Annotated in this window: 13 protein-coding genes; all 13 read left to right on the plus strand. The window is 27.8% G+C overall.

Annotated elements, in window-relative coordinates:
• The first annotated feature begins 161 nt into the window (after positions 1 to 161).
• The 13 genes from KGF52_RS16180 to KGF52_RS16240 all read left to right on the plus strand — a co-directional run bounded on the left by KGF52_RS16180 (position 162) and on the right by KGF52_RS16240 (position 16,178).
• A complete protein-coding gene (locus KGF52_RS16180; protein WP_227840885.1) occupies positions 162 to 1,667 on the plus strand; it encodes a DUF1846 domain-containing protein in 1,506 nt (501 codons plus the stop codon).
• A 396-nt stretch (positions 1,668 to 2,063) separates the two neighbouring features.
• Positions 2,064 to 3,161, plus strand: coding sequence for a DNA polymerase IV (dinB, locus tag KGF52_RS16185; RefSeq protein WP_227840886.1), 1,098 nt, complete (start codon positions 2,064 to 2,066; stop codon positions 3,159 to 3,161).
• A 271-nt stretch (positions 3,162 to 3,432) separates the two neighbouring features.
• Positions 3,433 to 4,569, plus strand: a complete 1,137-nt coding sequence (locus KGF52_RS16190; protein ID WP_227829848.1) for an ABC transporter ATP-binding protein — start codon at positions 3,433 to 3,435, stop codon at positions 4,567 to 4,569.
• Positions 4,562 to 6,109: a glycine betaine ABC transporter substrate-binding protein gene (locus KGF52_RS16195; protein ID WP_227829847.1), complete on the plus strand. Its 1,548-nt coding sequence runs from the start codon at positions 4,562 to 4,564 to the stop codon at positions 6,107 to 6,109. Before KGF52_RS16190 ends, KGF52_RS16195 begins: the two co-directional genes overlap by 8 nt.
• A 252-nt stretch (positions 6,110 to 6,361) precedes the next feature.
• A complete protein-coding gene (locus tag KGF52_RS16200) occupies positions 6,362 to 7,228 on the plus strand; it encodes a cation diffusion facilitator family transporter (RefSeq protein WP_227829846.1) in 867 nt (288 codons plus the stop codon).
• A gap of 139 nt (positions 7,229 to 7,367) precedes the next feature.
• Positions 7,368 to 8,510 (plus strand): aldo/keto reductase, encoded by a 1,143-nt coding sequence (locus KGF52_RS16205; protein ID WP_227840887.1) that lies wholly within the window; start codon positions 7,368 to 7,370, stop codon positions 8,508 to 8,510.
• A 483-nt stretch (positions 8,511 to 8,993) separates the two neighbouring features.
• Positions 8,994 to 10,217 carry a DUF6080 domain-containing protein gene (locus KGF52_RS16210; RefSeq protein WP_227840888.1) on the plus strand — a complete coding sequence of 408 codons (1,224 nt, stop codon included), beginning with the start codon at positions 8,994 to 8,996 and terminating at the stop codon, positions 10,215 to 10,217.
• A gap of 28 nt (positions 10,218 to 10,245) precedes the next feature.
• Positions 10,246 to 11,133, plus strand: a complete 888-nt coding sequence (locus tag KGF52_RS16215) for a decaprenyl-phosphate phosphoribosyltransferase (RefSeq protein ID WP_227840889.1) — start codon at positions 10,246 to 10,248, stop codon at positions 11,131 to 11,133.
• Between the two features lie 21 nt (positions 11,134 to 11,154).
• Positions 11,155 to 11,784 carry an HAD family hydrolase gene (locus KGF52_RS16220; RefSeq protein ID WP_227840890.1) on the plus strand — a complete coding sequence of 210 codons (630 nt, stop codon included), beginning with the start codon at positions 11,155 to 11,157 and terminating at the stop codon, positions 11,782 to 11,784.
• Between the two features lie 31 nt (positions 11,785 to 11,815).
• Positions 11,816 to 12,253: a COG2426 family protein gene (locus tag KGF52_RS16225; RefSeq protein WP_227829841.1), complete on the plus strand. Its 438-nt coding sequence runs from the start codon at positions 11,816 to 11,818 to the stop codon at positions 12,251 to 12,253.
• A 242-nt stretch (positions 12,254 to 12,495) separates the two neighbouring features.
• Complete coding sequence (locus KGF52_RS16230) at positions 12,496 to 13,863, plus strand: MATE family efflux transporter (RefSeq protein ID WP_227840891.1); 1,368 nt, start codon at positions 12,496 to 12,498, stop codon at positions 13,861 to 13,863.
• 212 nt (positions 13,864 to 14,075) lie between these two features.
• Positions 14,076 to 15,341 carry a S1 RNA-binding domain-containing protein gene (locus KGF52_RS16235; protein WP_227840892.1) on the plus strand — a complete coding sequence of 422 codons (1,266 nt, stop codon included), beginning with the start codon at positions 14,076 to 14,078 and terminating at the stop codon, positions 15,339 to 15,341.
• A 117-nt stretch (positions 15,342 to 15,458) separates the two neighbouring features.
• Positions 15,459 to 16,178, plus strand: a complete 720-nt coding sequence (locus KGF52_RS16240; RefSeq protein ID WP_227840893.1) for a phosphatase — start codon at positions 15,459 to 15,461, stop codon at positions 16,176 to 16,178.
• Positions 16,179 to 16,341: the final 163 nt, after the last annotated feature.

Below are 16,341 nucleotides of genomic sequence, written 5' to 3' on the forward strand. Positions count from 1 at the left end.
ATCTTATTTACCATAAAACTATCTTGAAAAAAATTAATCTTAAATGTATAATATTACTTTGAGTGAAAAAGTATTAACATTTTTTTATAAGATGTTTTACTAAAAAAATATATATAAACATACTGTTATCAAAAAGAAATTTAATTTAGTGAGGTGTTAAGATGAAAATAGGATTTGACCACAAAAAATATTTAGAAGAGCAGTCTAAATATATCTTAGAGAGAGTAAATAATTTTGACAAGCTTTATTTGGAGTTTGGAGGAAAATTAATGGGAGACCTTCATGCAAAAAGAGTACTTCCAGGTTTTGATGAAAATGCAAAGATAAAAGTATTACAACATATGAAAGAAAAAGTTGAAGTTGTAATTTGCGTGTATGCAGGAGATATAGAAAGAAATAAAATAAGAGGTGACTTTGGTATCACTTATGATATGGAAGTTTTAAGATTAATAGATGATTTAAGAGGTTATGAACTAGATGTAAATAGTGTAGTAATCACTAGATTTGAGGGACAACCTGCAACGACTGTATTTATAAATAAGTTAGAGCGTAGAGGAATCAAAGTTTATAAACATTATCCAACAAAGGGATATCCTTCAGATGTTGAAACTATAGTTAGTGATGAAGGATATGGAGCAAATGATTATATAGAAACTACAAAGCCAATTGTAGTAGTAACAGCACCAGGACCTAATAGTGGAAAACTTGGTACTTGCTTAAGTCAGTTATACCATGAAAATAAAAGAGGAAATGTAGTTGGATATTCTAAATTTGAAACATTCCCAGTTTGGAATATACCTGTGAAACATCCTTTAAATATAGCTTATGAGGCAGCTACAGTAGATTTAAAAGACGTAAATATGATAGATTCATTCCATCTTGAAACTTATGGTGAAATGTCAGTAAACTATAATAGAGATTTAGAGTTATTCCCAGTGCTTAAAAAAATAATAGAAAAAATAACTGGAAAAGAATCAATTTTCCAATCTCCAACTGACATGGGTGTTAATAGAGTTGGTTTTGGAATAATAGATGATGAAGTAATAAGAAAAGCTTCTATAGAAGAAATTATAAGAAGATACTTTAAAACTGCCTGTGAGTATAAAAAGGGACAAGTTGATAAAGGTGCTTATGATAGAATGAAAATGATTATGGAAGAACTTAACTTAAAGCCAGAAGATAGAAACGTTGTTTTACCTGCTAGAAATTACAGTAATAAGTTAAAAGAAAATGCTGATAAAAATGATACTTGTCCTGTAGTGTCACTAGAATTAGAAGATGGGACAATATTAACTGGTAAAGGTTCTGACTTAATGAATGGAACAGCAGCAGCAGTACTAAATGCAATTAAACATTTAGCCAATATATCTGATGATATGCATTTAATATCACCTGTAATATTAGAGCCTATTATAAATTTAAAAACAAAAACTTTAGCAAGTAGAAATGTTTCACTTAGCTGTCAAGAGGTTTTAACTGCTCTTAGTATTTGCGCTGTAACTAATCCAACTGCACAATTTGCTATGGAAAAGTTAGCTTTATTAAAAGGGTGTCAAGCTCATTCTACTACTATATTAAATAGAGATGATGAACAAACATTTAGAAAGCTTGGTATAGATGTAACTTGTGACCCAGAGTATCCTTCACAAAATCTTTACTATAGCTAAAAATATAATTATACAAAAAAATATGGGCTGTTTTAAAGTAATAGTTTGAGCAGTCCATTACAATTATAATAAAATCAGTAGACTGTCTTGTATAAGGCAGTCTTTTATTTTTAAAACATCCCATTTAAATTAATATATATACTGTTATCCATAAGGAATTTTAATTTAGTTCCTTGGAATACCTATTGTAAAGCTTTTACCTAGTTTTTGCAAGTGTTTTTTATGATTTTTTATAAATTATATTGAATTAGTTGATTATAAACTATTTTAGTAAGAGAAAATATTGATATATAAATAAAATAAATGAAAAAATAGCATAAAGAAACATAAGTTTGGTATAATTAAAACAGTGATGTAAATAAATTTAATCTACTTATACTTTAAAAGGTGATAATAATGGAGCTTCATAGAAAAATAATTCATATAGATATGGATGCTTTTTATGCGTCTATAGAACAAAGAGACAATAAAAAATTAAAAGGTAGACCTGTGGTTGTTGGTGGAAATCCACAAAGCAGAGGAGTAGTTGCAACGTGTTCTTACGAGGCTAGAAAATTTGGCATACATTCAGCTATGCCATCCGCTGTAGCTTATAATAGGTGCCCATATGCAGTTTTTGTAAGACCTAGATTTGAGGTCTATAAAAGTGTATCAAATCAAATAAGAAATATATTTTATAGATACACAGATTTAGTAGAGCCACTATCTTTAGATGAAGCATATTTAGATGTAACGAAAAATAAAAAGAATATTGATTCATCAATTGAAATAGCAAAGCAAATTAAAAGAGATATATTTAAGGAAGTTGGACTTACCTCTTCAGCAGGTATCTCATATAATAAATTTCTTGCTAAGATAGCATCAGATTTAAAAAAGCCTAATGGACTGACTGTAATAAATGAAGAAAATATTCAGGATTTTTTAGATAAATTGCCTGTAAGTAAATTTTTTGGTGTTGGAAAAGTCACTTCAAATACTCTTAAAAATTTAGGTATAAAAACAGGATATGATTTAAGATGTTTAGATTTATTTGAACTTGAGAGTATATTTAAGAAGAGAGGATATGACTTATATAAATTTGCGAGGGGTATAGATGACAGACCAGTAGAGCCAAATAGAGTTAGAAAATCTGTTGGAGCAGAGACCACACTAAGTCATAACTTAGATATTGACGAAGAGGAAACACGTAATATCCTTGATGAACTTTGTGAGGAAGTATGCCATAGATTAAGAAACTCTGAGAAATTTGGAAAGACGTTGACATTAAAAATTAAGTATGAGGATTTTACACAGATAACTAGAAGTCTTAGTTTAGAACATTATATTGATGAATATAATGATATAAGAAGTGGTGTTGACAATTTATTGAGAAATGTTGAAATGAATGGAAAACAAATTAGACTATTAGGAGTCACAATATCAAACTTAAGTGATAAAAAAGAAACTTATAAAGACATTACTTTATTTGAGTATATGGATAGTATTCAACTATAACTATTTGTTTAAATGAATGAATTAACACTAGTTTTAATTATATATAATTAAGGCTAGTGTTGTATTATTTTATAGAGATTTTTTTATTATTTTTTATATTTTTTGATTTTGAATATTGTATACACATGCTTGATGTTTACAGTAATGTTTACTAATATGTATTAACCCAAAAGTCGTACTTTGTTTACATAAAGGGGATATTGTGATATAATTATAAAAACAACTTATTGTGATGACAAAGGTTGCTTGTCGAAAGAGGGGATGATAAATTATGATAGAGATAAGAAACGTAACCAAGAAAATGGGAAATAATGTAGTATTAGATGATATTTCTCTAGCCGTTGAAACAGGCACATTGGTGGTTTTAATTGGCTCAAGTGGTTGTGGGAAAACTACTACTTTGAAGCTTATAAACAAATTAATAAAACCTACATCTGGTGAAATATATATTAATGGTAAACCAATTTCTCAAGAAAATGAAATAGAACTTAGAAGGAAAATAGGATATGTTATACAGAACACAGGTCTATTTCCTCATCTTACAATAAAAGAGAATATAGAATTAATTCCACGTCTAAAAAAGGAAAAGTCAGTTGAAGAAATTGAGGCAAGAACTTTACAACTACTTGAAATGGTAGGTCTTGATAGTGATGATTTTCTAAATAAGTATCCTTCAGAGCTTAGTGGGGGTCAACAGCAAAGAATTGGTGTTGCAAGAGCCATTGCAACTGATGCTGAAATAATATTAATGGATGAGCCTTTTAGTGCTTTAGACCCAATAACAAGAACATCTTTACAAGAACAATTATTTTCTCTTCAAGATGAACTGAAAAAAACTATAATATTTGTAACTCATGATATGGATGAAGCTTTAAAGATAGCGGATAAGATTTGTATTATGAAAGATGGAAGAATAGCACAGTATGATACTCCAGAGAACATACTTAGAAATCCAGCAAATGATTTTGTAAAAGATTTTATTGGAGAAGATAGAGTTTGGGATAATCCAGAATATATAAAAGCAAAAGATATTATGATAAAAAATCCTATTGCTGTTAATTCAACAAGAACTGTAACTCAAGGTATAGAAATTATGAGAAGCAGTAAGGTTGATAGCTTACTAATCATAGATAGAGCTAGAACACTAAAAGGTATTGTTACTGTAAAAGATATGAAAGATATTCATGATAAATCGACATTGCTTAGTGATATTATGTCAAGAGAGCCTTTGCATGTAAATGAAGGTGATAATTTAGTGGAAATACTAAATATAATGAACTGTAATTCAGTTGGATATATTCCAGTTGTTTCAAGTGAAAATAAACTAGTAGGACTGATTACTAGAAGTAGTTTACTTTCTGTTTTAAGTGAGCAATTCCTAGAAATGGAGGTGAGTGTCCTTGGGTAATTTTTTCAATTTTATACTATTGCAAAAAGATAAGATTATAGAGCTTTTGATACAACATATGAGCTTAACTGTTACATCCATTTTGATAGCTATACTAGTGGGTGTCCCTTTAGGAATAATTATTTCAAGAATCTCATCTCTTAGAAAAATTGTGCTTGGATTTGTAAACTTAGTTCAAGCAGTTCCATCAATGGCACTTTTGGGTCTTCTTGTACCAGTACTTGGTATAGGAAGCAAACCAGCAATATTTATGGTAGTAGTATATTCATTATTACCAATTGTAAAAAACACATATATAGGTATAACAAGTATTGACCCAGTAGTATTAGAATCTGCTAAAGGTATTGGTCTTACAAGAAACCAAACTTTATTTAAAATACAGTTTCCTTTAGCTTTGCCTATAATAATGGGTGGGGTTAGAATATCTGCTGTTACAGCGGTTGGTCTTATGACTCTTGCAGCATTTATAGGTGCTGGTGGTCTGGGATATTTAGTATTTTCAGGTGTACAAACTGTAAATAACAATATGATTTTAGCAGGAGCAATTCCATCATGTATAATTGCATTATTAGTTGATTATTTATTTAGTAAGATTGAAGTTGCAGTTACTCCAAAAGGGTTAAACCCAAAGGTTCCAAAGAAAAATTATATAGGACTTAAAGTAGTGTCTGCTATAATAATTATTGCAATGTTATTTGTTACTTTTGGTTCAAGTTTTTCAAGCAAAAAAGAGACAATAACTATAGGCTCTAAAGATTATACAGAACAACTTATTCTTGGTAATGTTTATGCTGAATTGATAGAGAAAAATACAGACCTTAACGTTAAAAAGAATTTAAATCTAGGTGGTTCTTCTGTTGCATTTAATGCTATTAAGTCTGGTGAACTTGATATGTATGTAGATTATACAGGTACACTTTTAGTAAATGTAATGAAGCATGCACCAATTAAAGATGCTGATGAAGCATATAAAGTTGTTAAAGATACTATGGAAAAAGAGAATCAATTAACTTTACTTGACCCTATTGGATTTAACAATACTTATACATTGGCCATGATGCCTAAAACTGCGGAGAAGTATGGAATAAACACTATTTCTGATTTAACTAAATATAGTAGTGACTTTACTTTCTCACCAACTTTAGAGTTTGAAAATAGAGAAGATGGTTTTGTAGGTATTTCTAGAGATTATGGTCTAAAATTCAAAGATGTAAAAGCTATGAATGGAAGTTTAAGATATACAGCTTTAGACAATGATGAATCTCAGGTTGTAGATGCATTTTTAACTGATGGTCTTATTAAAAAGTTTAATCTTAAGATATTAGAAGATGACAAAAACTTCTTTGTTCCATATTATGCAGCTCCATTAGTGAGACAAGATACTTTAAAGAAATATCCTGAGTTAGAGAAAGTGATGAATATGCTTTCAGGAAAAATAGATGAAGAAACTATGAGAGAACTTAACTATCAAGTTGATGAGCTTGGAAAATCACCAGAAGAAGTTGCTCATTCATTCTTAGTTAAAGAAGGTTTAGTATAGAAAATTAATAGTTTATATTATGAACTTAAGTTATAGATAGTATTTTAAATACTATCTATAACTTATTTTTTTGTATACAAAACCTATATTATAGTTTTTAATTCATAATTAATTTTTAAATTGAATGAACAAGTACAACCAACTTTGAATATAAATATAGTAAGTGTGCTTATATACAATTTGCTTATCTAGTCAATTGATATTGATACATAGTCTTTTTTCGATTAAGTCGAAGGGAGGAGGTATACAGTTATGGATAATTATAAAAAAGTGAAGCAAGTGTTATGGATAATTTTATTTGCCAATTTTGCTGTAGCATTATTAAAAATAATTATTGGTAATAAAATTAAAAGCTATAGTATGACAGCAGATGGGTTTCATTCTCTGTCAGATGGAGCATCTAATATAGTAGGATTAATAGGTATTTTTTTTGCATCTAAACCAAAAGATAAAGATCATCCTTATGGGCATAAAAAATTTGAAATTATAACCAGTTTATTTATTAGTGGTATGTTATTTGTTATAGCAGTTAAGATAATTCTTAGTTCTATATCAAGACTAGCAAACCCAGTTACACCTTCTATAACTATAGAAAGTTTAATCGCTTTAGTCATTACTCTTTTTATAAATATTTTTGTCTGTATATATGAATATAGAGTTGGAACTAAACTGAATAGTTATGTCTTGATTTCAGATTCATTGCATACAAGAAGTGATATATTTGTGTCTTTAGGAGTATTGGTTACTTTAGTTGGTGTTAAGTTAGGATTTCCAGTAATAATAGAATCTGTAGTTCCTATTATTATTTCTGGGTTTATAATTTATTCAGCTTATGGAATATTTAAACCATCTATTGGAATTTTAGTTGATAGAGTAGCTGTAGATGAAGAGTATGTAAGGGAGATTGTATTTGAATTTAATGAAGTGAGAGATGTGCATAATATTAGAAGTAGAGGTAGTAAGAGTGTTATTTATATTGATATGCATGTAATGGTAGACCCATTTATAAGTGTAGAGCAATCTCATGACTTAACGCATAAAATTGAGAAACAAATACAAGAAGAAATTAATGAAAATGCTCAAGTAATAGTGCATATTGAACCTTTTTATAGTTTTTAATTTGACTATGAAGACCTAAGTATAAAAATTTATAATTCATAAAAAAAATATTATACCATAAATATTTTCTGAAAATATTTATGGTATAATATTTTTTATAGAGAAATTAAGTCTTAATATACCTAAGGAGGAATTTATTATGAGATACGTTGAATATGGAAAGACTGGGAAAATGGTTTCGGTAGTTGGATATGGAGGATTAAGATTTGATTTAGAGAAAAGCGACCAAGAAAATGCTGACTTAATTAAATATGCATATGAAAAAGGCATTAATTATTTTGATACAGCACCAGGGTATTGTGATGATAGAAGCGAGGATATATTTGGACTAGCATTTAGACAAATGATAAAAAGTGGTAAAACAGATTTTTACGTATCTACAAAAGGGAAGCCAAAAGAATACGACACAGCAGAAAAAGCAATTGATGCTGTAAAAAAGTCAATAGAGCGATTGGGCGTATCTAAAATAAATTTCTATCATATATGGAATATTAGAAAAATGGAACATTATGAATTTGCAATGAGACCTGGAGGTCAGTATGAGGGTCTATTAAAATGTAAAGAAGAAGGATTGATAGACCACATAGTATTTTCATCTCATCAGCCAGGAGATGAAGTCATAAAAGTTCTTGATGAAAATAAGTTTGAAGGTGTTACTATGGGAATTAATATATTAAACTTTCCATATAGATTAAAGGGTGCTAAACATGCTGTTGAAAATGGATATGGTGTTGTCGCTATGAATCCATTAAGTGGTGGAACTATTCCAAAGTACAATGAAGAACTTTCTTTTCTAGCAAGAGAAGGTGAAAGTACTGTAGAATCAGCTTTAAGATTTAACATAGGAATTCCACAAATAAATATATCGTTAATAGGAGTTAATAAAAAGCAGGATATAGATGATGCTTGTAAAATTGCAGATGAGAACAAAATATATTCAGATGAAGATATATATGATATTGAAACTAGATTAAGTAAAAATATGAATGAAATATGTACAGGTTGTGGATATTGTAAAGTATGTCCAAAAGATATAAACACTCCAGCATATATGCTTTTCTATAATGAAAAACAGATGTTTAAAAAGAGTGATGAAGAAATGATAAAATCGGTTTATGGGCTAGCACATTGGAATTATACAATGAATAGTAAAGCAAAAGCTAAAGAATGTATAGCTTGTGGAAAATGTGAAATTGAGTGTACTCAGCATTTACCGATAATTGCTAGGTTAAAAGAAATTAAACAATGGGAAGAAAATGGAGTTAATAATGTTACAGTATAATCAATTTATAATGTACTTAAAATTTGTATAGTATTTAATAATAGCTTAATTTATAAGGGGGTGTCTCAAAATGAACTTTTTAGTTCATGAGGCACTCTTTTTTGTATGGAATCAAATATATTTTCATCATTTCAACAATGAAAAAGAGGCTTATCTGTATTTTGAGACAGCCCCTTATATTATGCTTTGATTTATTGTAGTGAAATTTATACTAACTGACAGCATCTATTTTTATATTGAATCATTCCAATATTTTACATTGAAATCACTTGCAAACTCTAATTTTATAGGCTTCGAATATATATTACACAAATAATTTTTATTTAATTATAGCTTTTAATAAAGTAAATATTGTGGTTGTAAATAAGGAATTATTCAATTACAATAAAACAAGTAAGGATATTATAAAAATGATTATTATAATTAAAAGAATAAATTGTAGGTAGTAACAAATCCTATATAATGAATGGAGGGTGATATATATTGAAAAATAATATATTTAAATATAAAAATGAGATGTTTTTATTTATATTAGTCACAATAACTTATTTAATAATAACGATAGCATTCTTTTCTAAAACTACAATATTTTATGATTTGAACAACACTTATGATGTATTATTAGATACAGATACAGGTGTACTATTCAATTTAAATGTATTTGCTATAAATCAAGATAATAGCAAGCATGTATTATTTTCAGCTATTATATCAATTTTTGCATATCCAATATATTTACTATGTACCTCAATAGCAAATCCAGGGACAACCGATTTTAATAGTGCTTATGGATTTGGATTGATTTGTCTGCAAATAATAACTAGTGCTACATCTATAACTTTGGTTTTTAATCACATCAAAAAAATAAAGATGCAGAGGTTAACTTTAATTTTACTTACTATGATAATGATATTTTCTTTTCCACAACTATTTATGACATTAAATGTAGAAAGATTTATATATAGTCAGTTTACATTAATATTTTTTATATTTATTGCAAATAAAATGAATGGAAAAAACTCTTATTTAGTAGAATTAGCAGCTATCCCATTATTTGGAATAACTATTAGTAATATATATTTGTATTTCTTTAACTTAATATTTGAATTTAAGCTAAAAATAGGTAAAATTTTAAAACATTTAACTACATTTATTATAATGGCATATATTTGTGTAGTTTCAACAAAATCTTATGAAAGTTTTATGAATCTTGGAAATGTAATACAATATGATACAAAGTTTATAAGTGGAGAGCCTTTTTTAGAAAAAATTGCAATGATTATAGAAAGATTATTGTATTCAGTTTTTTATTTTCCTGGAGCGGAGATTAAAAAAGGACTATTTTTGCAAAATGGAGAAGTTGCAACAATACCAGTTATTCTTACTCTATTAGCATTTTGTTTTTGTGTTTTAGCAGTTATTGAGAACTCAGAAAAAAGAGTTCCTAAGTTGTGTATGGGAATAATTTTATTTAATTTAGTTTTACATGGTATAATAGGGTACAATTTGACTAACTCAAGTATTATGACTATAAACTTTAGTTTTGCTGTTATAGTTTTATTAGCTTACTTTACTAAAGCACTTAGAAAAAATGAAAAAAGCATGTACAATATATTTTTATCATTGTTGTTAGTCACTATAATAATTAGTAATCTAAATGGATTTATAGAAATTTTAAATATTGGGATAAAATCATATCCTGTTTAAAAAATAATGTTGAAAGGGTAGTAAGTTTATGAAACAGACAAATACAATAATTAATCTTCTTACTAAAATTTCAGATTATATAAGATTAATGAGAATAAAGCAGTATATAAAGAATTTATTTATATTTGCTGCTATAATATTTTCAAACAATATACTAAATATAAGTCTATTGTTAAATACATTTATAGCTTTTGTGTGTTTTTGTTTGATATCATCATCAGCATATGCACTAAATGATGCTATAGATATGGATAAAGATAAAAAACATCCTAAAAAACGTAATAGACCAGTAGCAAGTGGAAGAATAAGTAAAAGAAGTGCGAATATATTATTTGTTGTTTTAGCTCTAATTTCAATTTGCTTGTCAACGATTATTAATTTCAAACTGACTATAATTCTCATTTTATATTTGATAAATAATATATTATATTCTCTTAAGTTAAAGAATATAATTCTATTAGATGTGTTTTCTATATCTCTTGGTTTTATACTTAGAGTTTATGCAGGATGTGTAGCTATAGATGTTAGATTATCAAACTGGATAATATTATGTACATTTTTTTTATCTCTGTATTTAGCTCTTGGAAAACGTAAAAAAGAAATAATATTTTTAAAAGATGATGCAATTGAGCATAGAAAAATACTAGAAGATTATGATATAGAAAATTTAAATCAAATGATGATAGTGATATTAAGTTCTACAATTGTATGTTATGCATTATATTCTACAAGTAATCCAGAAAAGCCAGATATGATATTTACAACAATATTTGTAGTTTATGGTGTACTTAGATATAATTATATAATTAACACAACAAATGAAGGAAATCCTACTGATATTGTACTAAAAGATAATGCTTTAAAAATAAACGTAATCTTATGGGTAATTACATGTCTAATAATATTAATTTTTTAGTGATAGGATGGGAAAATATTTATGAAAAAAAGTGTATTATTGCTCGATATAGATTATACTGTGATAAATACTGATAGTATGGTAGACTTTTTTATTTATTCTTTAAAAAATAAAACACTTAAGACTATTATAAAATTGCCATACATAATTTTTACTCTAATCATGTATTTGGTTAAAATAGTCCCTTTGAAAAAAGCAAAAGAGGCAATCTTTTATCCAATAGTAGATTTTAGCGAAGATGAGTTAAAAGATTTTTTTGATAGTTGTATAATGAAAAAAATTAATGAGTCTATGAAAAAAGTAATTTATAAAAACAAAGAAGAACATAATGTTGTAATTATGATAACTGCATCTCCATATGCATATATGAAGTACTTTAAGTACTATGATTTTGCAGATGAAGTTATAGGTACGGAACTATTTTGTGAAAATTCAAGATACAAAAACCAATTCATTGGCGAAAACTGCAAGGGAATTGAAAAAATACAGAGAATAAATGCTGTATTAGATAAACTTGGAATTGAGATTGATTATGAAAATTCATATGCATACTCAGACTCCAAAAGTGATTTACCTATGCTTTCCTTAGCTAAAAATGCATTTTTGGTTAATAAGAAAAATGGTGAGGTTATAGAACAAATAAATTCGTAGCTTTATATCACTTAGAATAGGAGGGGATAGTTTGGGATATTTGCACATATTAATTTTGTCTATGGTTCCTGTAACAGAATTAAGAGGAGCCATTCCTATCGGCATTGCAATGGGCTTAAATCCTATATGGGTTTATGTATTTAGTGTGATTGGTTCTACTTTGGTATCAATTCCCTTGATATTGACGTTTAGACACATATTGCAATTTTTGAGAGGGAAAAAGTTATTTAAGGGACTTGCTAACACAATTGATAAAAAAATAAATTCAAGAATGAAGAAATTAAAAAGCGTTTCAATAATAGGTATAATACTATTTGTAGGTATACCACTTCCAACAACAGGAACATGGACTGCATCTGCGATAGCCTCAATACTAAAAATGAGAATAAAAGATGCTTTTATAGGGGTATTTTTGGGAAATTTATTGTCTGGAGTTATAGTATCAGCCCTTTCTCTACATATAATATAAAACTATCCAATAGTATATTTGGATAGTTTTTTTATGAAAGTATGTGAAAAATATTTTTTATTTAGGCAAAATATTTAAATTCATTTGGTATTAAAATATTTACTATGATAAAAGAAATATAGTATAGTATTATTTATGAGGAAATTAATTTAAACTTGCCTATCAATAAAATAAAGTTTTTATATAAAATGTATTTTTAATAGTAATAGATTTAAATATTAATTTATTAAGGAGGTTTTAAGATGGAAAATTCAAATACTGATTTAGGTCGTGAGAATGTGGGCAAATTGCTTTTTAAATTGGCTACACCAGCTATTATTGCACAAATTGTAAATGTTTTGTACAACATAGTAGATAGAATCTTTATTGGTAGAATGGAAAGTGGAGAAGTTGCTATGGCAGGTGTCGGAGTCGCATTTCCTATAATAATTATAATAACTTCATGTAGCTATTTAATTGGTATGGGGGGAGGTCCTCTAGCTGCTATAAAAATGGGTGAACAGGATAATGATGGAGCAGAGAAAATAATGAGTAATAGTTTTTCTGTGTTAGTTATTTTGGCGATACTTTTGACTATAGGCTTTCAAATTGGAAAAGAACCCTTACTTTGGCTATTTGGAGCAAGCGAATCTACAATTGGATACTCAATGGATTATTTGAATATTTATTTAATAGGTACAGTATTTGTTCAAATTTCATTAGGTATGAATACTTTTATAAATACTCAAGGATTTGCGACAACGGGTATGATTACGGTTGCTATAGGAGCTTTGATAAACATAATACTAGACCCAATTTTTATATTTGGATTTGGTATGGGAGTAAAAGGAGCAGCATTAGCCACTATAATTGCACAAGGAGTTTCTGCTATTTGGGTATTGGTATTTCTATTTGGAAAGAAAAGTATACTTAAGATAAAAAAGAAATACATGATGCCTAAAGCAAGTATTATTTTACCAGTATTGGGACTAGGAATTTCTCCTTTTATAATGCAATCTACAGAGAGTTTAGTGCTTATAGCATTAAATAGCAAATTACAGATGTATGGAGGCGATTTAGCAGTAGGTTCAATGGCAATAATGAGTAGTATAATGCAAATTCTTATGCTTCCTAACATGGGATTTACACAAGGGGCACAGCCGATAATAAGTTACAATTATGGTTCAGGACAGATTGATAGAGTAAAAAAGACCTTTAAGTTATGTTTATTGTCATGTTTTACATATTCTGCAATTTTGTGGATTCTACTTATGATATTCCCTACGGTTTTTGTCAGTATATTTAACAAAAATCCACAATTACTTAGTATGACTAGTTGGAGTATAAAAATATATTTTGCTGGTTCTTTTATGTTTGGAATACAAATAGCTTGCCAGCAAACATTTTTAGCGCTTGGAAAAGCAAAAATATCTTTAATTTTAGCTCTTCTTAGAAAAGTTGTGCTTTTGATACCTTTAATATTTATACTTCCAATGTTTTTTGATGAAAAACTTTTTGCTGTACTTTTAGCAGAGCCAGTTGCCGATATAACAGCAGCTACTATTACAGCAATTTGTTTCTTTATATTTTATAAAGGTTCTCTATCAAAACCTAAAGCAATACAGGAGTAAAATCTAAATAGTATAAGGTTTTTAGGAGCATATCTTATTAGATAAAAATTAAAATTTGTATTTTAATTTAAGAAGATATTTTTTATAATTTACAAAGATATAAACTAGAATTAAAATTTAAAATTATAGTAAGAAAAATGTAAGTATTTGCAATATTAATGGTATAATATTTACAGATATGATAATCAATAAGAGGAAAGGATGTTTATATAATGGAAAATGATTTAACAATGCAAGAGCTACTTGAGCAACAAGAGCAAGTGTTCAGCAAAGTGAAAGTTGGGGAATTGATAACTGGAAAAATAACTGCAGTGAGAAATGACGAAGTACAACTAGAATTAGGTTATGGGTTTGATGGAATAATACCTATAAGTGAATTAAATATAGAAAAAAATCAACCTATAGAAGATTTGTATCATATAGATGATGAAATAACTGCTATAATAACAAAAGTATCTCAAAAAGATGGAACAATAACTTTATCTAAGTTACAGTTAGATAGAAAAAAAGATTTTGCTGATTTACACAAAGCTTATGATGAACATAGAATAATAACTGTAAATGTTGAAAAAAATATAGAAAAAGGTGTATTTGCTAATTACAATACATATACATTTTTTATACCAATTTCTCAGCTTGACACAAAATTTATTACAGATACGTCTAAATTTGTTGGTCTTAACTTAGAAGTATATATAAAAGAAATGGATGCTAGAAAAAATAGATTTGTAGCATCTCATAGAGACGTATTACAAGAACGTATAAATAAAGAGAGAGAAGAAAGAAGAGTTCAAATTAAGGCAGAAAAGGAAGCCGAAAGAGCTAGAATTAAACATGAAAGAGAAGAAGAAAAAGCTCGTATTAAATTAGCTAAAGAAGAATTATTTAATTCTCTTGAAGTTGGTCAAAAAAGAAATGGTAAAGTAACAAAGATAATGACTTATGGTGCCTTTATAGATATTGGTGGAATTGAAGGATTAGCACATATAAATAACCTAGCTTGGGCAAGAGTTGAAAGTGTTGAAGATGTTGTCTCTGAAGGCCAAGAAGTGGAAGTTTATGTATTAGATGTAAATCAAGAAACTAAAAAAATTGCACTAGCATTAAAAGATATAAACAACGACCCATGGGATTTAATAGCAAAAGAATTACAAGTTGATGATGTTGTTAATGCTAAAGTTCTTAGAATTATAGAAAAGGGAGCCTTTGTTCAAATCAAAGAAGGTGTAGATGCTTATTTACCAATTTCTGAATTGAGTGATACTAGAGTAGCTAAAGTTACTAATGTTGTTAATATTGGAGACGAAATTAAAGTTAAAATTCTTGATTTTAAACCAAAAACTAAGAGAATGTTAGTTTCAATAAAAGAGGCAACTAGAGAACCAGAAGAAGATATAACAGAGTTTTTAGAAGTAGAAGAATCTCTAGGAAGTATTGGAGAATTATTTAAAGATAAATTTAAAGACTTAGAAATATAAAATAATCAAAAAGGGGGGCTGTTTTAAAACATTACTCTGTCTATTTTGACAGCTTTAGTTTTAAAATAGCCCTTTAACTATCTACAAAATTTATATAAGATATTAGGAGGAAAATTAATGAAAAAAGCTATTATAGATGTACATTGTCATACTTTAATAAGTGGACATGCACATAGTACTTTTAAAGAAAACGTTGAAGAAGCAATTCAAAAAAATATAAAATATTTAGGTATATCAGATCATGGTCCTAATATGCCAGGAGGACCACATCCATTTTACTTCTATAATTTACATCTACTTCCACGTCAAATACAAGATTTAAGGATTCTTAGAGGTATAGAAGGAAATATCATGGATTATGATGGAAACTTAGATGTTCCAGAAGATATGCTACAACATTTAGATTATATAATTGCAAGTTTGCATAGACCTTGTATAGCTTCAGGTACAAAAGAAGAAAATACAAATGCTATTTTAAAAGTGATGGATAAACCTAAAGTAAAGATAATTGGGCATCCAGATGATAGTAGATACCCTTTAGATTATGAGTCTATAGTAAAAAAAGCAAAGGATAAAAATATTCTTTTAGAAATAAACAACTCTTCATTAAGTTCGAATTCTCATAGAACTGGAACTTGGGAAAATGCAAGTGAAATGTTGCTGTTATGTAAACAATATGGTGTAAGAGTTATTCTTGGTACAGATTCTCATATATGTTATTCTATAGGTGAATTTGAAAGTGCAGAGAAAGTTTTAAAATCAGTAAATTTTCCAGAAGAACTAGTAATAAATTATCATGAAGATGAAATTGTAGAGTTTTTCAATATAAATTTTTAGAGTTTTAGGAGTGAGAAAATTTGAGTAAAAATAAGTTTATCTATATGAATTATTATGACAATGGTTATTTCAAAAAGGGAATGATTATAAATATGGTTTTAGCCCTTATAATCTTGGCCACAATTTTTATATATTCAACAACATTTTTATATCTTTTATGTAT

This window comes from Clostridioides sp. ZZV15-6597, assembly GCF_020657815.1.
Classification (GTDB): domain Bacteria; phylum Bacillota; class Clostridia; order Peptostreptococcales; family Peptostreptococcaceae; genus Clostridioides.